Source organism: Clostridium sp. D43t1_170807_H7 (assembly GCF_015555905.1).
GTDB lineage: Bacteria > Bacillota > Clostridia > Clostridiales > Clostridiaceae > Clostridium.
This window is the reverse complement of record NZ_JADNLK010000001.1, coordinates 1-17,159: the sequence shown is the minus strand read 5'-3', so window position 1 is coordinate 17,159 and position 17,159 is coordinate 1. Positions and strand designations below refer to the sequence as shown.

The window sequence follows — 17,159 nt, the reverse complement described above, 5'->3', positions numbered from 1 at the left end:
TAGGAGTGTTTAAATGAATAAGAAGGAAAAGATAGTTTTAGGAACTACATGCTTTTTTGCTGCAACAGCATTGGGAATTTTAATAGTAGCTATTAAGAAAGGAGTTTGTTGTAGGAATAAATCTATTAATAAAGAAGATGATGAGGCTATTCCTGAAGATGGAGAAAATATAGATGAAATAGATAAAATTTTAGACAAAGTTAATGAGGCAATAAATAATGTAACAAAAGAAAAAAATGAAGAAGTAGTAGATTCAGAGGAAATATAAATAAATTATTAATAAAATAAGAGTATTTAAATTATATTAATAAATGCCTAGGTTGGTTAATAAACCAATCTAGGCATTATATATATTACATGTAGATAAATTCAAAAAGTTTTATTTATACAAGGAATATTAGTTAATACTATAGAAAGTTTATATAAAAGAGGTATAAATGAGAGAGGGGTTAATTAGATGTCATTATTAATAAAAAATGGGGCTATAGTTACTGCTAGTGATATATATAAGGGTGATATTTTTATTGAAAATGAAATTATAAAGGAAATAGGTTTAAATATTATTAGAGTAGTGGATGAAGTAATTGATGCTGATGGAAAGTATGTTATACCAGGAGGAGTAGATATACATACTCATTTTAATTTGCATGTAGGTAATACTATTGCTAATGATGATTTTTATACTGGAACTATTGCAGCGGCTTGTGGAGGGACAACAACTATTGTTGATCATATGGGATTTGGCCCAGTAGGATGTAATTTAAAACATCAAATTAATGTATATCATAAATATGCAGATGAAAATGCTGTAGTGGATTATGGATTCCATGGCGTTATTCAACATGTGGATAGTGAAATAATAAATGAAATGAAGGAAATTATTGATGATTATGGAATTCAAAGTTTTAAGGGGTATTTAACATATGATTATAAAATAGATGATGATAAAATGATAAGAGTTTTTGAAAGATTAAAAGAGTTAGGTGGTATAGCCACAATACATTGTGAAAATCATGGAAGTATTCAATATTTAAGAAAAAAGTTTATTGATAAAGGATTAAAGAGTCCTAAATATCATTACTTGAGTAGACCGGTAGAATCTGAGGCAGAGGCTGTAAATAGAATGATTAAACTAGCTAAAATAGTTAATTATGAAGGGTTATACGTAGTTCACCTATCAACAAAAGACGGATTAGAATATATAAAAAATGCAAGAGAGTGCGGACAAAATGTTTATGCAGAAACATGTCCTCAGTATTTATTATTAGATGAAAGTAAGTATGAATTAGAAAATAATGAAGGATTAAAATATATAATGAGTCCACCACTTAGAAGCACTGAAAATTGCGAAGCTTTATGGAAAGGTATTAAAGATGGATATATAGAAACTATAGCAACAGATCATTGTCCATTTTCATTTAATAGAGATAAGCAGTTAGGAAAAGAAGATTTTACAAAATGCCCTAATGGTGCACCAGGAGTTGAAGAAAGAATTCCTTTGATTTTTTCTGAAGGTGTAATGAAAAATAGAATAAGTATAAATAAATTTGTAGAAGTATGCTGTACAAATCCAGCAAAAATATTTGGATTATATCCTAAAAAAGGAACAATAGCAGTAGGTAGTGATGCAGATATTACAATAATAGATCCTAATAAAGAAGTTGTTTTAACTACTGATAAGCTTCATTCTAATGTAGATTATACAGCTTATGAAGGATTTAATCTAAAAGGATATCCTATATTTACAATATTAAGAGGAAAGGTAATTTCTAAAGATGGAGAGTTTGTGGGGGATAAGGGATATGGAAAGTATATAAAAAGAAAAAGAATATAAGAAAAAATTGACATATAAATAATATAATAGTATAATATATTGGTCCTGTGAGGGAGTAGTTAGCATGTAAATGTGATTAGGTCAACATAATGGTTTTGAATAAAGCCTGGCTTAATCTTAAATAACGAGACTCATGGATGCTTTTTTAGCATCCATGAATCTCGTTATTTTTTTGCATATAAACAAAAAGTGAGAGAATAATAATAAGTAAGGAGAATGATTATGAACATTATTACAATTGTATTTACAGCATTCGCTTTGGCAATGGATGCATTTGCTGTATCTGTTACTAAGGGAATGACTTTAAAAAATTTAACAAAAGGAATGGCTATAAAAATAGCTTTATTCTTTGGAGTTTTTCAAGCGGCAATGCCATTAATTGGATGGATGCTAGGAATAAGTTTTCAGGGATATATAAAAGCTATAGACCATTGGATTGCTTTAATATTATTATCTATTTTAGGTGGAAAAATGATTTATGAATTTTATGAGAATCGTAAAGAAGCAGCAGCTAAAAAAGAAGAGCCTGAAATTGAAGTAAGTACTTCTTTAGAAGGTGAAGAAAATAATAAAAATGAATTATCTAATAAAGAATTAACTACTCTTGCTATTGCTACAAGTATAGATGCTTTAGCTGTTGGAATAAGTTTTGCATTTTTAAATGTTAATATAGTTTCTTCATCATTAATTATTGGATTAATAACATTTATAGTCTGTTTTATTGGTGTTATTGCAGGTAAAAAAATTGGTGGAATATTTAAAGATTATGCTGAACTTATAGGTGGAATTATTCTTATTATTATAGGTATAAATATTTTTAATGAACATACTGGTTTTATAATGAATTTAATACACAGTATATTTTAATAAAATAAGTTGTCTCATAATGAGGCAACTTATTTTTTTGTAAGATTAAAGAAACATATGTGAGAGCTTTTATAATGTTTTTGTAAATAGGTTCACTAATGAAGTTTAAAGCATATATTAATTATAATTAATTACTGATGGTGGTATTTTGAGGGATAGAAAAAGACAAATACGATACATTCCAGGATTAAGAAGTTATATAAGAAAAGAACATAAAACTAATAATTATAAAAGAAGATATGGATATGACTTTCAAAATAACTATAATAAAAAGAATAATAAATTAAGTATATTATTAATTGTTATTGGAGCGATATTAATAGCTATAGGGACCATAGGCATATTTCAAAATACTATTGTATATTCTCCACTTAAATTTTTTGGATCAAGTAAAGGTGGAGTAAGCTTTGTAACAAGTACAATACTATTATTTATAGGTATGGTGGTAATAGTATTTAAAAGAAAATATATATTGGGAGGAATTTTAATGTTGTTAGGGATAACAAGTATAGTACTTTCAATATTCTTTTCTTTAAAAATGAGTTTATTACCAATTTCTCTTTTTAAGGCAATATTAGTTTTTGGATCTATTTTTGTTGGAGTTGCATTAATAGTTAAAGGTATATTAGAATTTATAAGAAAATAATTTTATAAATTTTTATTATATGGAGATAGTTTTGGAGGTATATATTTGAATAGTATATTAAAATTAACAAGAAAAGATGGAATAGAAGTAGAAGCTAAGTTGAAAGAATTAGATATGTCTTATTTAGATAAAATTATGGAATTACAAAAAATAATAATAGATGGACTTGAAAATAAAGAGTTATATGCTGATACAGAAAGAGAAGAGTTTAAAGAGTATATAAAGAAAAATGGAAAGATAATTGGATGTATTACAGAAGGTGATGAACTTATTGCAATGGGAGTTTATGCTAAGAAGGGTTATGATAAATCTAACTATGGATATGACATAGGATTAGAGAATGAAGAGTTATTAAAGGTAGGACAAATAGAATCAACTGTAGTCAAAGAGGAATATAGAGGAAATAAACTTCAAAAAATAATATGTAAAGAGTTAGAGAAAATTGCAGTAAAAAGTGGTACTAAAATATTATGCGCTACAGCATCGCCATATAATAAGTTTAGTGTGAATACATTTATAAGTTTAGGCTATAAAGTTAAAGAAGATAAATTAAAATATGGTGGATTAAGAAGGTATGTTTTAGCTAAGATAATTTAAAAGAAATGCTTAAAGAAAGATAATTTATCTTTTTTTAAGCATTTTTTTATATTTTATAGACAAGTATGAGTAAAAGTTTATAATATAGCAAAAAATAATAAAAATATTATTATAAAAATTAATTTAAATAAGGTGTTTTATAATTTAAAGGAGCATTAAATATGATAAAAATAAGCTTAGAAGATGAAAGAAATTTAAGTATGTTAGTAGATTTTTATGAATTTACAATGGCTAATGGATATTTTGAAAATAATTTGAAAGATAAAATAGTTTATTTTGATATGTTCTTTAGAAAAAATCCTGATAATGCAGGATTTGCAATTGTAGCTGGTTTAGAGCAAGTAATTGAATATATAAAAGGTTTAAATTTTACTAGAAGTGATATTGAATATTTAAGAGAAAGAAAATTATTTAATGAAGAGTTTTTAGAATATTTATTAAACTTTAAGTTTACAGGTGATATTTATGCTATAGAAGAAGGAACACCTGTATTTCCAAATGAGCCTTTGATAACTGTTAAAGCAAAAGCTATAGAAGCACAGTTAATAGAAACCATGTTACTTTTAACAATTAATCATCAAAGTCTAATAGCTACAAAGGCAAATAGAATAAGAAGAGCTGCAGAGGGAAAAGAAGTATTAGAACTTGGAGCAAGACGTAGTCAGGGATATGATGCGGCTATATATGGTGCTAGAGCGGCCTATATAGGTGGTGTAGATGGAACTGCAAATACTATTGCAGATGAGATATTTGGAGTTAAAGCCGTAGGGACTATGGCTCATTCATGGATACAATTATTTGGTGATGAGTATAAAGCTTTTGAGACTTATGCTAAAACATATCCTGACAATTGTGTTTTATTAATAGATACTTATAATGTTTTAAAATCAGGTATAATTAATGCTATTAAAGTTTCTAAAGATGTATTAGAGCCACAAGGAAAAAGTCTTAAAGGTGTTAGATTAGATAGTGGGGATCTAGCATATCTTTCAAAAGAAGTAAGAAAAATATTAAATATAAATGGACTAGAAAATTGTAAAATACTTGCATCTAATAGTTTAGATGAATATATAATAGCAGACCTTATGAGCCAAGGAGCTTGTATTGATATATTTGGAGTCGGAGAAAGATTGATAACTGCAAAGTCAGAGCCTGTATTCGGAGGGGTATATAAGTTAGTTGCAGTTGAAGAGAATGGCAATATAGTTCCGAGAATTAAGTTATCAGAAAATATAGAAAAAGTCACCAATCCAGGTTATAAAACAGTTTGGAGGCTATTTGATAAGGAGAATAATAAAGCTATAGCAGATGTATTGACATTAGCGGATGAGATAATAGATGATTCAAAAGAGTATGAGATATTTGATCCTATACATACATGGAAGAGAAAAGTTATAACAAATTATTATGCCAAAAAAATACAAGTACCAATTTTTATTAAAGGTGAATGTGTTTATAAAACACCAAAGTTAAATGAAATTCAAAAATATTCTTTAGAAGAAGTTGAGTCATTGTGGGATGAGATAAAAAGGTTTAACAATCCACAGGAATATTACGTTGATTTGTCAGAAAAGTTATGGAATCTAAAAAACGATATGATAAAAAATTTTAGATAGTATATATTAAATTTGTTAAATAGCTATAAAAATGTCTATGTTTGAAAAGTATTAAGAGTAACATGATTATTTATAATGATAATGTTACTCTTAAATTTTACCTATTTTACATGTAAATATAAAAAAGTCAACAGATTTAATCAAAATTTGGTAAAAATAATGAAAAATATGAATATTATGCTAGAAAACATGGAAAATCAGAGTAAAAATATATATAATTATTATGTCAAAATATATATTAAAATAGGCGGGAGATGTGAAAAAAATATGCAGAAAAAAAAGCTGAAAAAGATAATTGCTATTTCAGGTGTTGTTGGAACCATTTTAGCAGCTAAAACTGTACCAGCTAGTGCTACAGAATTAAATAGTGGAATATCAGTAGCTTCTATCAGTAAAGGACAAGTTATTAATGTAACTTCAACTTTAAGAATTAGAAAGTCAGCAAGTACAAGTTCAGCAGTATTAGGAACTATTAGAAATGGTAGTACATTTGATATAATCTCTAAGAGTGGGAGTTGGTATCAAATTAACTACAATGGAGTAACTGGCTACGTTCATGGAGATTATGTAAAAGAAATAACAACATCTTCAACAGTATCACAAAAGGGTAAGGTATATAATGTATCTAGTAATTTAAGAGTAAGAAGTGGAGCATCTACAAGTGCATCGGTATTAGGATACCTTACAAATAATGCTGAAGTAAATATAGTTGGCTCAGAAGGGGAATGGTATAAAATACAATATAACAGTGGATACGGTTATGTAAGTAAAGAATATATCACAACTAATTTAAATTCAACTAATAATACAGGAAATAGTGGTTCCTCAGAAGTAGAAGTCAATAAAACTGGATATGTTTATAATGTAAGTAGTGGAGGACTTAGAGTTCGTAAAGAACCATCTACTAGTTCAACTGTTTTAGGAACTTTATATTCAGGTAATTCTGTAAATATAGTAGGTGAAACAGGAAGTTGGTATAAAATTAAGTATAATTCATCATATGCTTATGTTCATAAGGATTATATAACTGAAACTAAACCATCTTCAGGATCAAGTTCAAATACTGGAAATAGTAGTTCAACAACTGATAGTAATAATTCATCTCAAACAATGAATGCTGTAGGAATTGTTACAAATGTTTCTTCTAACTTAAGAGTAAGAAAGCAACCGTCTTCAGATGCAGTTGTATTAGGATATTTACTAAATAATGAAAGTGTTAATATAACTGGAAAAGAAGGAAATTGGTATAAAATTAACTTTAAAGGTTCAGTAGGATATGTAAGTGCAGATTATGTAAAAATATCTACTGGAAGTAATAGTAGTACTGGAAGCAATAGTAGTACTTCAGTTTCTAATGCATATAACATTGTTTTAGAAGAATTAAAATCTCATATTGGATCTCCATATGCTTATGGTGGTTCAGGAGAACTAGTTACTAATGCATCAATACAAACATTAAAGAATAGATTCCCAGATTATGCTTCTGCAGGTAAGTATGATACTTTATATCAATACGTTGATAGTGGAGTAAGAATGTTTGATTGTTCTGGATTAATGCAATGGGGATTTAGTAAAGCTAATATAAGCATTGGAAGAACAACTTATGATCAAATAAAAAGTGGGGTAGAAGTATCATTAGATAGTGTACAACCAGGAGATTTATTATTCTATAGTGATTTAGGACATGTTGGTATGTATATAGGAAATGGACAATGGATAGAATCACCAAATTCTGGTAAGACTATAAGAATAACTAATGTTCCATGGAGTTCAATTGGAAGAGCTAGAAGAGTTCTATAAAAATAGGACAAGTATATGCTAAATTATTATAATTATAGTTATCTATCAATGTTTCTTTAAAATAGAGCTAAATTAATAAAAACTGTATCAAATTTGATACAGTTTTTATTAATTCTATTTATCATTAATTCTATCTATATATTGTTTCATTAAATTAGCTGATGACACAAATTTTTCTTGTTCGGTAGATGATAATTGAATATTTAATACTTTTTCTATACCATTTCTTCCAAGAATAGTAGGAACACTTAGATAAGCATCATTAACACCATAATAGTCATTTAATAATGTTGAAACAGTTAAAATAGTTCTTTCATCTCTAATAATTGCCTCAACTATTCTTTCAAGAGCTATCGCAACAGCAAATGCAGTAGCCCCCTTTCTTTTAATAACTTCATAAGCACAGTTTTTAACATCTTCAGCTATAACACTTTCAGTTTCTTTATCCCAAGATATAGAGTTTTGTTCAGAAAAGCTTCTTACAGGTATGCTACCAATCATAAGTGATGACCAAGTTACAAATTCACTATCACCATGTTCACCAAGAACATAACCTTCTACGTTTCTTCCGTCAATTCCAAAGTATTTACCAAGTAGGCTTCTAAGTCTCGCAGTATCTAATACAGTACCTGAACCTATTACTCTTTCTTTAGGGAATCCAGAAAGTTTATATGTCATATATGAAAGAACATCTACAGGGTTAGATACAACTAATAATATTGAGTTTGGACTTAATTGCGCAAGTTTTGGAATAAAGCTTTTAAATATTGCATAGTTTTTGTCTACTAAATCTAATCTAGTTTCACCAGGTTTTTGTGGTGAACCAGCAGTTATTATAATTATATCTGAATTTTTAGTATCTTCTAAAGTACCTAAAGTAACATTACAAGGTCTACATAAAGAGCTACCATGCATTAAATCTAAAACTTCTCCTAGAGCTTTCTCTTGATTTATATCATTAATTACAATCTCTCGAGCTACTCCTTTTTGTAATAAAGCAAATGCTGTTGTAGCACCAATTGCACCTGCACCAATTATTGATATTTTACTCATAACTTCACCTCATTTATTTAATATATATAGTATTTTCTATTTAGAAAAATATATTTATTATGTAAGATAAAAAATAATTATTATTATTTAATATATATTATATGCACCAATAAAGTAAAAATCAACCATAATATGAGTATATATAACTCAAAAAAGCATCCATAGATATCTATAAATAAGGTGTTGTATAAATTTTTCTATATTTTTAAATTATTTTTGGATATATGTACTATTTGAGGGTTTATAATAAAATTGATATAATCAGTAATATGTATAAAATATGGAGTTTTATATATTAAATAATAAATAATATATAAATAAACAACTATAGGAGGCTATTAGGTGAATTACTATAAAGTTTTAGGTATTGAAGAAAATGCCACTAGAGAAGAGATTAAACAAGCATATGATAAACAAGTTCAAATATTTAGAGAAGAAGTAAAAGATGAAAAAAGATTAGAGAAATTCCTAGATTTGTTTAAAGAAGCATATGATGCATTAAATTATCAAGAAAACATAGTACAAGAGCAACAGGAAGAAATATTTGATGAAGAAGTAAGTGCTTTATTTAAAAATAATAAAATTAAAGAAAAGCCAGCTGATGTAACAGAAGGTAAAGAAGTTATTAAACTTGAAACTCAAAATATAGAAAATAGTTATGCAGCTACTGTTTTAATGAGTAGAGAAGAAATATTGAAGGAATCCTTAATACAGCATCATGAGCCAGAAGAAGAAAGAATTATATTTAGATCAAAGGAAGACTTTGAGGACTGTGAAGGTTTTTTTGATGATGAAGAGGAAGATGAAGATTTTGAAGAAAAAATTATAAAAAAGATAAAGCAAAAAAGTGCTTCTAAGAATAAAAAGAGTAAGAGTAATAAAAGCAATAGTTCAACTAAAAAAAGTAATGTAATTAAAGATAATAAAGAATATAATACTAGAGACAGAGACAGAGACAGAGACAGAGACAGAGACAGAGACAGAAGTGTTAGTAATAAATATTCAGATAAAAATAAAAAAGTTATAGTAAAAAAAGAAAAAGGTTCTAATGGGATCTTAAACTTATTATTAATACCATTAAAAGTACTAGCTTTACCAATAATAGCAATATTATCAATATTAATTTTTATATGTAGGATAATAAGTATATCATCTTGGTTAGTAGCTAAGGGGATAATAGTTGGAGTTATTGCTATTGCAGCTATTCATGGTTATAGAATTTATATAGGAGGAGTAGCTAAGGAATATAATGTTTTTATTGCTTGTGGCATAGGTTTTGTAGTTTCTATATTTTTACCAAGTATAATTAGAATAGTACCTAATACCCTACAAGGAATTAATAATAGTTTAAAAGGGTTTGTATTTAAAAATTAATTTAAGGGGGATAACTATTATCCCTCTTTTGTTATATAATAAAATAATAATTATATGGTAAAAATTAAATATTATTTGTTGAGGTGTACTTATGAAATTTAGAAAGACAAAAATAGAAGATATAAAAAATGTAATGCAGATAATAGATGAAGCAAAAGAGTATTTTAGAAAAAGTGGGATAGATCAATGGCAAAATGGATATCCAAATAGTGATACTATATATTCTGATATAAAAAATAATAGTAGTTATGTATTAGAAAGTGAAAATGGGATATTAGCAACAGCTATGATTTCATTTGAAGAGGATAAAACATATAAGAATATATATGATGGAGAATGGTTAAATAGTGGAGATTATGCTGTCATACATAGAATTGCAGTTAGTGAGAAATTTAAAGGAAAAGGAATTGCATCTAATATAATTAAAGAAGTAGAGAATTTATGTAAAGAAAATAGAGTAAATAGTATAAAAATAGATACACATAAAGATAATATTTCAATGCAAAAATTACTTCAGAAAAATGGTTTTAAATATTGTGGAATAATATATTTAGAAGATGGAAGTCAAAGAATAGCATTTGAAATGATAATATAGAATGTAAATAAAAGAAATATGTTAAATATGTAACTATTTTGTAACTTTATATTAGAATTTAGTGTTATAATATATTTATAAATATATTAAACTAAAAAAGATAGTAGGATAAATTATGGATAGAGAAAGAATTAAATTAGATAAAAAAGTAAGTAATAAAAAAGATTTATTAAAAATAATAGAAGAAAAAGAAATTGAAATAGAAAATCAAAAAATAAAATTACAATTAGCTAATGAAGAAATAGAAAAAATAAAATTAGAGCTAAAAGAGTTAAAAAAGGATATTAGTTATTCAATTATAGATAGAACTGATAATGAGTTAGAAGAAAAAAGGAGCAATAGTTTTATAGGAATTACAGAAAAAGAGAAAAATAATATTTCTATAGAAATTGTTGAAGTAGATGAAGATAAGCCTATAGATGAAGATGACTTTCTAGAAGGATATATAAATAAGATTATAGATGAAGTAACAAATTATGAAGAAAAACAGAATACTGATGAAAAAGTAACTGAAGATTTAGTATTAGATATTGTTGAAGAAAAAGAAAAAAATAAGGATGATTTAACATTATTAGAAAAACTAAAATCTGTATTCATAGAAAATAAAAATTATAACTCTATAGAAATTTTGAATAATATATTAAGCAATATAAATTTTATAGATGTGGATATAACAGATGAAGAAAAAGTATTGTTATTGTATTTAGGATACTTTTACAATAAATTAGAGGAGTTATTGAATAAAAGTAAAATAATAAATGAATACTATAATTCAGAGGTTAATGAAATAAAGTTATTAAGAATGTTAGTAAAAGAAAAAGAGTATCCTATATATCAAGAAGCAAAAGAAATAGCTTCAATGGAAATAAGATATGATAAGAAGTTATTTAAGACATTAGATACAATTGTAAGAGTTAGAATAATGGATAAAATTAGCAATGCTTCATATAGAGTTTTTGATGGAGTATATTCTGTTAAGGATTTGAAATACGGAGAAGAAAACATAACTTTAAAAGCTTGGGTTAAAGAAAGAGAACAGAATAAGTATAGATTAGTTGAAGGATTATATTGTAATACTACAGAAAAATTATATATGTTAGAAAGCTCTATATGTGTATTAGGACTTAATGTCAAAAAAATAATAGATGAAGAGATTAAAATTAAAGATGTACAAGGGGAGAAAGTAGAGGATAGGATTTATAGAGAAAAAGAAAAAGTTAATTCTATTATTAATTTAGAAGAAACTGATGAAGTTAATAATTATAAAGAAGAGTATGATATAGATGAAGAAGATGATGATTCAAATATATGGACAAGATTAAAAGAAAAGTTTGGATTAAAATTAAAAAAATAAAATTATAGTAAAATAAAAGTTGCCTAATTAACTTTGTTAATTAGGCAATAATTATATAAATAACAAGTAAATGTTTACAAAAGTATAATTAATACTTTATAATAAATTTAGAAAAACTTTTTAATGAGAATTCACATAAGATTAAGTGAAGCTATGGTGTTAACAGAAATATTTAAAATATTTAAGAATAAATTAAGGTTATTGTAACAAATTTGACAAATTAATGAATTAAAATATTTATAGAGGTGATTTAATATGGAAAAAAGTTTACAATTTGTAGATTCATATCATGAAAAAAATTATATTGAACTAGTTCAAAATTTTATGGGAAAATTAAATAAAGATTTATATATAGTATTAAAATTATTAAGTATTAATGAAGTTTATGTAGTTGCTAAAGAGTATATAAGTGGAACAAATATAATGTTTAGAGAATTATTAAATGATTCAAGAATAGTAAGTACATCAAGATTTTTAGTTGAATTAGCATACAGTTTTTTTACAAAAAGCTTTTCCGTCAAAGAGATCTCAAGTACCAAGAAGTTAAGTTTTGATACCAGAAATTTTATAATAAATATAATAAATTATTATTCAGAAGTAGAGAAGAAAGAAAATTCTTGTGCATAATAATTAATATTTACAAGGTAGCTTTTATCATAAAATAAAGTTACCTTGTTATTTTAGAAAAAATATATAGATAAATCAAATGGAAAATATTGATTGTTATTACATTATATGGTAATATAATGAAAAAAGAAACCGTTGATGTGGAGATAAAAATAGATCGTGCACTTACAGAGAGTTTGGATAGATGAGAGCCGAGCAGAACGCAGCCTATTAAATGGACCACTGAGGGCATAGTGAAAAGACCTTTAGGTTCTTAGTATTCTATGACGTTTGACATACGTTATTTGTCTAGGATATGTTAGTATCCGAATAAAGTGTACGATTATTTCGTAAATCAAGGTGGCACCGCGGGTGTAGTGTATTCTGCCCGTCCTTGACAGGTAACTCTACTGTCAAGGACGGGCTTTTTATCTTCCTTGGCAGAATATATTAAATTTTTAGGAGGAAAATATGATTTATCCAAGCTTAGAAGAAGCAAAAAAAATTATAGAAAAGGATGACTATGGAGTTGTTCCTATATGTATGGAATTATATGCAGATATAAAAACCCCTATTGAAACTTTAAAAATTCTTAAAGGAGTAAGTAGCAATGTTTTTATTTTAGAAAGTGTGGACAATTCTCATAGGTTAGGTAGATATACTTTTTTAGGTTACGATCCTAAGTTAGAAATAACTTGCTATAATCATAAATTACAAATTAAAACAGGAACTATTATTAATGAAGAAGTAAATCACCCCAATAAATATATTAGAAAGATCCTAAGGGAAAATAAAAGTCCTAAAATTGAAGGGTTGCCTACATTTACAGGGGGACTTGTAGGATATTTTTCTTATGATTATATAAAGTATGGTGAGCCTAAATTAAACTTAGATGGAAAAGATGAAGAGAGATTTAATGATGTAGATTTAATGCTTTTTGATAAAGTAATAGCATTTGATAATTATAATCAAAAAATAATTTTAATAGTAAATGTTAAAGTAGATAATTTAGAGGTTAATTATCGTAAAGCTGAAATAGAATTAAAGAGCATGGCAGATTTAATTATTAATGGCAAGACTACAGAAAATGAAAAACTTAAAATTAAATCTAATTTTAAAGAGTATTTTTCAAAAGAAGAATATTGCAATATGGTTATTAAGGCAAAGAAGTATATAAAAGAAGGAGATATTTTTCAAGTAGTTTTATCAAATAGAATAGAAGCAGAAATGGAAGGAAGCATTTTAGATTGTTATAGAGTTCTTAGAACTACAAATCCATCACCGTATATGTTTTATTTTTATAGCAATGATGTAGAAATTGCAGGGGCATCACCAGAGACCTTAGTTAAACTTGAAAATAATAAATTATATACATTCCCTTTAGCTGGTACTAGAAAAAGGGGGATTTCGGAAGAAGAAGATTTAGAGATTGAAAGGGAGCTTTTACAAGATGAAAAAGAGTTAGCAGAACATAATATGCTTGTTGATTTAGGGAGAAATGATATAGGGAAAATCGGTGAAATAGGTAGTGTAAAGGTAGAAAAATATATGAGTATTGAGCGATTTTCTCATGTTATGCATATAGGCTCTACTGTATCAGGAAAAATTAGAAAAGATAAAGATTCATTAGATGCAATAGATGCCATATTACCAGCAGGAACTTTATCAGGTGCACCAAAGTTAAGAGCCTGTGAAATAATAAATGAACTAGAAGGAAATAAAAGAGGAATATATGGAGGTGCCATAGGATATATAGACTTTACTGGTAACTTAGATATGTGTATATCTATAAGGCTTGCCTTTGCAAAGAATGGAAAGTTATTTATAAGATCAGGTGCAGGAATTGTAGCAGATAGCATACCAGAAAATGAGTATGAAGAATGTATAAATAAATCTAAAGCTGTTATTACTGCATTAAATATTGCAAAGGAGGGGATTTATTAATGATTCTTTTAATTGATAATTATGATAGTTTTTCATATAACCTTTATCAGCTAATTGGTACCTTTGATGAAAATATAGTAGTAATTAGAAATGATGAAAAAAATATTAAAGAAATAGAAGAAATGGAACCAAGGCTTATTATACTTTCGCCAGGGCCAGGAAAGCCAAAAGACGCTGGAATATGCATTGATGTAGTTAAATATTTTAAGGGTAAAGTTCCTATATTTGGTGTTTGTTTAGGTCATCAAGCTATTTGCGAAGCTTATGGAGCAACAGTTACTTATGCAAAAGAATTAATGCATGGAAAGACAAGCTTAGTAAAAGTTGATAATGAAAGTAATTTATTTAAAGGTATTACGGAAGAAATAAGTGTAGGAAGATATCATTCCTTAGCAGTAGATAAAGACACTTTACCTAAAGGACTAAAAGTTATAGCAATTACAAATGACGATGAAGTTATGGCTGTAGAGGATGAAAAAAATAAAGTTTATGGAGTGCAATTTCATCCAGAGTCTGTATTGACTAAGGATGGATATAAAATAATAAAAAATTTACTGGACCACAGAGAATCCAAAATTTACTGAACACCGGGGGTCCAGTAAAAATGAAATATAAGGGGGCAATTTAAATGATTAAAGAGGCTATTAAAAAATTAAGTAATAGACAAGACATAGGTTATGACATGGCAAAAGAAGTAATGAATGAAATTATGAGTGGTGAAGCAAGTGATGTACAGAAAAGTGCTTATTTGACTGCTTTTAGTATGAAAGGTGAAACTATAGAAGAAATTACTGCATCTGCAGAAGAAATGAGAAATCATTGCATAAAGCTTTTACATGATAAAGATGTACTTGAAATAGTAGGAACTGGTGGAGATGGGTCTAATTCATTTAATATCTCAACAACTTCATCAATTGTTATAGCAGCAGCAGGAATACCAGTAGCAAAGCATGGAAATAGAGCTGCAAGTAGTAAGTGTGGGGCTGCAGATGTATTAGAAGCCTTAGGGGTAAAAATTAATATTTCACCAGAAAAGAGCAGGGAATTATTAAACAAAATTGGAATTTGCTTCTTATTTGCTCAAAATTATCATATTGCAATGAAATATGTGGCTCCAATAAGAAGAGAGCTTGGAATTAGAACAGTTTTTAATATTTTAGGACCACTTAGTAATCCAGCAGGAGCTAATATGGAGCTAATGGGAGTTTACGATAAGGAATTGGTAGAGCCCCTTGCAAGAGTTCTACACAATTTAGGTGTTAAGAGAGCTTTAGTTGTTTATGGAGAAGATAAGTTAGATGAAATATCTATGAGTTCACATACAACTGTTTGTGAAGTAAAAGATGGAGAGTTTTACTCCTATGTCATAATTCCAGAACAGTTTGGATTAGAAAGATGTAAAAAAGAAGATTTAGTAGGTGGGACTCCTAGGGAAAATGCAGAAATAACATTATCAATATTGAATGGAGAAAAAGGACCAAGGAGAAATGCAGTAGTTTTAAATGCAGGAGCAGCTTTATATTTAGGTAACAAAGTTAAAACTATATTAGAAGGTGTAAGATTAGCTGAAGAAATAATTGATAGTGGGAAAGCAAAGAAGAAGTTAGAAGAATTTATTAAATATTCTAATGAGTAGGTGAAGTTATGATATTAGATGAAATAGTAGAAAAAACTAAAATAAGAATAGAAGAAAGAAAAAAAGAAAAATCATTAAGTATAGTAAAGGAAGAAGCTCTATCAAAGGAAATAAATTTTACATTTCCTTTTGAAAAAGCATTAAAAAATAATGATATAGCTTTTATATGTGAAGTAAAAAAAGCATCTCCTTCTAAAGGAGTAATTTCAGAGGATTTTAAATATTTAGATATTGCAATAGATTATGAAAAGGCTGGTGCTAATGCTATTTCAGTTTTAACAGAACCATTTTATTTTAAAGGAAAGGATATGTTTTTAGAAAAAATAGCAAGTGAAGTAAAGATACCAGTGCTTAGAAAAGATTTTGTAATAGATGAGTATATGATTTATGAAGCCAAAGTATTAGGGGCTAGTGCGGTGCTTTTAATATGTGCAATATTAGATAAAGAGAAATTGAAGGATTATATAGAAGTAGCTAATAGTTTAGGACTTTCAGCTTTAGTTGAAGCACATGATGAAGAAGAAATCAAGATGGCATTAAGTTGTGGTGCTAGGATAATTGGTGTAAATAATAGGAATCTTAAAAATTTCACTGTAGATATTAATAACTCAGCTAAATTAAGAAGTCTTGTTCCAAGAGATATTATTTTCATATCAGAAAGTGGTATTAAAACTGCAGATGATATTGATAAACTAAGAAAATTTAATGTAGATGCAGTTTTAATTGGAGAAACATTAATGAGAAGTGAAAATAAAAAGCAAGGTCTAGATGAGCTAAGAGGATATAAATATGAATAATGTAAAAATAAAGTTTTGTGGTTTATTTAGGGAAGAAGATATTGAATATGTAAATAAATTAAATCCTGATTATATAGGTTTTGTTTTTGCTAAAAGTAAAAGACAAATAACAAAAGATAAAGCTATAAATTTAAAAAATAAATTAAAACCTTATATTAAGGTTGTTGGTGTATTTGTAGATGAAGATATTGAAAAAATAATTGACTTATTAAGTAATGGAATTATAGATATAGCTCAACTTCATGGAACGGAAAGAGAAGAAGATATAAAGGCTATAAAAGAAAAGACTAAAAAACAGGTTATAAAAGCAATAAGGGTAACTAGTTCAAAGGATATTGAAATCTGGAAGGATTCTTGTGCAGATTTTTTAATGTATAGGAAAGTATAAAAATTTCAATGGCTGAAAGTTAGATAAAATCTAGCTTTCAGCCATTTTTTGT

At 27.0% G+C, this 17,159-nt stretch carries 17 protein-coding genes; 16 read left to right on the top strand and 1 reads right to left on the bottom strand.

Annotation, left to right across the window (positions count from 1 at the left end; translation table 11 throughout):
* Positions 1 to 13: 13 nt before the first annotated feature.
* From I2E98_RS00085 to I2E98_RS00055, 7 genes are all read left to right on the top strand, one after another.
* Entirely contained in the window at positions 14 to 268 is a 255-nt protein-coding gene (locus I2E98_RS00085; RefSeq protein ID WP_195466956.1) for a hypothetical protein, read from the top strand.
* A 189-nt stretch (positions 269 to 457) separates the two neighbouring features.
* On the top strand, positions 458 to 1,834 hold the full coding sequence (hydA, locus tag I2E98_RS00080; RefSeq protein ID WP_195466955.1) for a dihydropyrimidinase: 1,377 nt from the start codon (positions 458 to 460) through the stop codon (positions 1,832 to 1,834).
* Positions 1,835 to 2,056: 222 nt separating this feature from the next.
* Positions 2,057 to 2,701 carry a manganese efflux pump MntP family protein gene (locus I2E98_RS00075; RefSeq protein WP_195466954.1) on the top strand — a complete coding sequence of 215 codons (645 nt, stop codon included), beginning with the start codon at positions 2,057 to 2,059 and terminating at the stop codon, positions 2,699 to 2,701.
* A gap of 148 nt (positions 2,702 to 2,849) precedes the next feature.
* A complete protein-coding gene (locus tag I2E98_RS00070; RefSeq protein WP_195466953.1) occupies positions 2,850 to 3,347 on the top strand; it encodes a hypothetical protein in 498 nt (165 codons plus the stop codon).
* A 45-nt stretch (positions 3,348 to 3,392) separates the two neighbouring features.
* Entirely contained in the window at positions 3,393 to 3,944 is a 552-nt protein-coding gene (locus I2E98_RS00065; protein WP_195466952.1) for a GNAT family N-acetyltransferase, read from the top strand.
* Positions 3,945 to 4,105: 161 nt separating this feature from the next.
* Entirely contained in the window at positions 4,106 to 5,560 is a 1,455-nt protein-coding gene (locus I2E98_RS00060) for a nicotinate phosphoribosyltransferase (RefSeq protein WP_195466951.1), read from the top strand.
* Between the two features lie 267 nt (positions 5,561 to 5,827).
* On the top strand, positions 5,828 to 7,360 hold the full coding sequence (locus tag I2E98_RS00055) for a C40 family peptidase (protein ID WP_195466950.1): 1,533 nt from the start codon (positions 5,828 to 5,830) through the stop codon (positions 7,358 to 7,360).
* 114 nt (positions 7,361 to 7,474) lie between these two features.
* On the opposite strand, the gene I2E98_RS00050 is transcribed toward I2E98_RS00055, so the two are convergent.
* A complete protein-coding gene (locus tag I2E98_RS00050) occupies positions 7,475 to 8,413 on the bottom strand; it encodes an L-lactate dehydrogenase (RefSeq protein WP_195466949.1) in 939 nt (312 codons plus the stop codon).
* A gap of 342 nt (positions 8,414 to 8,755) precedes the next feature.
* Between I2E98_RS00050 and I2E98_RS00045 the strand changes: the two genes are divergently transcribed.
* From I2E98_RS00045 to I2E98_RS00005, 9 genes are all read left to right on the top strand, one after another.
* Complete coding sequence (locus tag I2E98_RS00045; protein ID WP_195466948.1) at positions 8,756 to 9,787, top strand: hypothetical protein; 1,032 nt, start codon at positions 8,756 to 8,758, stop codon at positions 9,785 to 9,787.
* Positions 9,788 to 9,878: 91 nt separating this feature from the next.
* Positions 9,879 to 10,382 carry a GNAT family N-acetyltransferase gene (locus I2E98_RS00040; protein ID WP_195466947.1) on the top strand — a complete coding sequence of 168 codons (504 nt, stop codon included), beginning with the start codon at positions 9,879 to 9,881 and terminating at the stop codon, positions 10,380 to 10,382.
* A gap of 115 nt (positions 10,383 to 10,497) precedes the next feature.
* Positions 10,498 to 11,736 (top strand): hypothetical protein, encoded by a 1,239-nt coding sequence (locus I2E98_RS00035; RefSeq protein WP_195466946.1) that lies wholly within the window; start codon positions 10,498 to 10,500, stop codon positions 11,734 to 11,736.
* Positions 11,737 to 11,991: 255 nt separating this feature from the next.
* Positions 11,992 to 12,363: a hypothetical protein gene (locus I2E98_RS00030; protein ID WP_195466945.1), complete on the top strand. Its 372-nt coding sequence runs from the start codon at positions 11,992 to 11,994 to the stop codon at positions 12,361 to 12,363.
* A 450-nt stretch (positions 12,364 to 12,813) separates the two neighbouring features.
* Positions 12,814 to 14,286: an anthranilate synthase component I gene (gene trpE, locus I2E98_RS00025; protein WP_195466944.1), complete on the top strand. Its 1,473-nt coding sequence runs from the start codon at positions 12,814 to 12,816 to the stop codon at positions 14,284 to 14,286.
* Positions 14,286 to 14,870, top strand: coding sequence for an aminodeoxychorismate/anthranilate synthase component II (locus I2E98_RS00020; RefSeq protein ID WP_195466943.1), 585 nt, complete (start codon positions 14,286 to 14,288; stop codon positions 14,868 to 14,870). The genes trpE and I2E98_RS00020 overlap by 1 nt, the downstream gene beginning before the upstream one ends.
* A gap of 44 nt (positions 14,871 to 14,914) precedes the next feature.
* Complete coding sequence (gene trpD / locus I2E98_RS00015) at positions 14,915 to 15,922, top strand: anthranilate phosphoribosyltransferase (RefSeq protein ID WP_195466942.1); 1,008 nt, start codon at positions 14,915 to 14,917, stop codon at positions 15,920 to 15,922.
* A gap of 8 nt (positions 15,923 to 15,930) precedes the next feature.
* Positions 15,931 to 16,719 carry an indole-3-glycerol phosphate synthase TrpC gene (gene trpC / locus I2E98_RS00010; RefSeq protein WP_195466941.1) on the top strand — a complete coding sequence of 263 codons (789 nt, stop codon included), beginning with the start codon at positions 15,931 to 15,933 and terminating at the stop codon, positions 16,717 to 16,719.
* Positions 16,712 to 17,107, top strand: coding sequence for a phosphoribosylanthranilate isomerase (locus tag I2E98_RS00005; RefSeq protein ID WP_195466940.1), 396 nt, complete (start codon positions 16,712 to 16,714; stop codon positions 17,105 to 17,107). The genes trpC and I2E98_RS00005 overlap by 8 nt, the downstream gene beginning before the upstream one ends.
* Positions 17,108 to 17,159 lie beyond the last annotated feature (52 nt).

Bases quoted from the DNA above. Each gene is read 5' to 3' on its own strand.
- I2E98_RS00085 (WP_195466956.1), top strand. From the start codon at position 14: ATGAATAAGAAGGAAAAGATAGTTTTAGGAACTACATGCTTTTTTGCT.
- hydA (WP_195466955.1), top strand. From the start codon at position 458: ATGTCATTATTAATAAAAAATGGGGCTATAGTTACTGCTAGTGATATA.
- I2E98_RS00075 (WP_195466954.1), top strand. From the start codon at position 2,057: ATGAACATTATTACAATTGTATTTACAGCATTCGCTTTGGCAATGGAT.
- I2E98_RS00060 (WP_195466951.1), top strand. From the start codon at position 4,106: ATGATAAAAATAAGCTTAGAAGATGAAAGAAATTTAAGTATGTTAGTA.
- I2E98_RS00055 (WP_195466950.1), top strand. From the start codon at position 5,828: ATGCAGAAAAAAAAGCTGAAAAAGATAATTGCTATTTCAGGTGTTGTT.
- I2E98_RS00050 (WP_195466949.1), bottom strand. From the start codon at position 8,413: ATGAGTAAAATATCAATAATTGGTGCAGGTGCAATTGGTGCTACAACA.
- I2E98_RS00040 (WP_195466947.1), top strand. From the start codon at position 9,879: ATGAAATTTAGAAAGACAAAAATAGAAGATATAAAAAATGTAATGCAG.
- I2E98_RS00035 (WP_195466946.1), top strand. From the start codon at position 10,498: ATGGATAGAGAAAGAATTAAATTAGATAAAAAAGTAAGTAATAAAAAA.
- I2E98_RS00030 (WP_195466945.1), top strand. From the start codon at position 11,992: ATGGAAAAAAGTTTACAATTTGTAGATTCATATCATGAAAAAAATTAT.
- trpE (WP_195466944.1), top strand. From the start codon at position 12,814: ATGATTTATCCAAGCTTAGAAGAAGCAAAAAAAATTATAGAAAAGGAT.
- I2E98_RS00020 (WP_195466943.1), top strand. From the start codon at position 14,286: ATGATTCTTTTAATTGATAATTATGATAGTTTTTCATATAACCTTTAT.
- trpD (WP_195466942.1), top strand. From the start codon at position 14,915: ATGATTAAAGAGGCTATTAAAAAATTAAGTAATAGACAAGACATAGGT.
- trpC (WP_195466941.1), top strand. From the start codon at position 15,931: ATGATATTAGATGAAATAGTAGAAAAAACTAAAATAAGAATAGAAGAA.
- I2E98_RS00005 (WP_195466940.1), top strand. From the start codon at position 16,712: ATGAATAATGTAAAAATAAAGTTTTGTGGTTTATTTAGGGAAGAAGAT.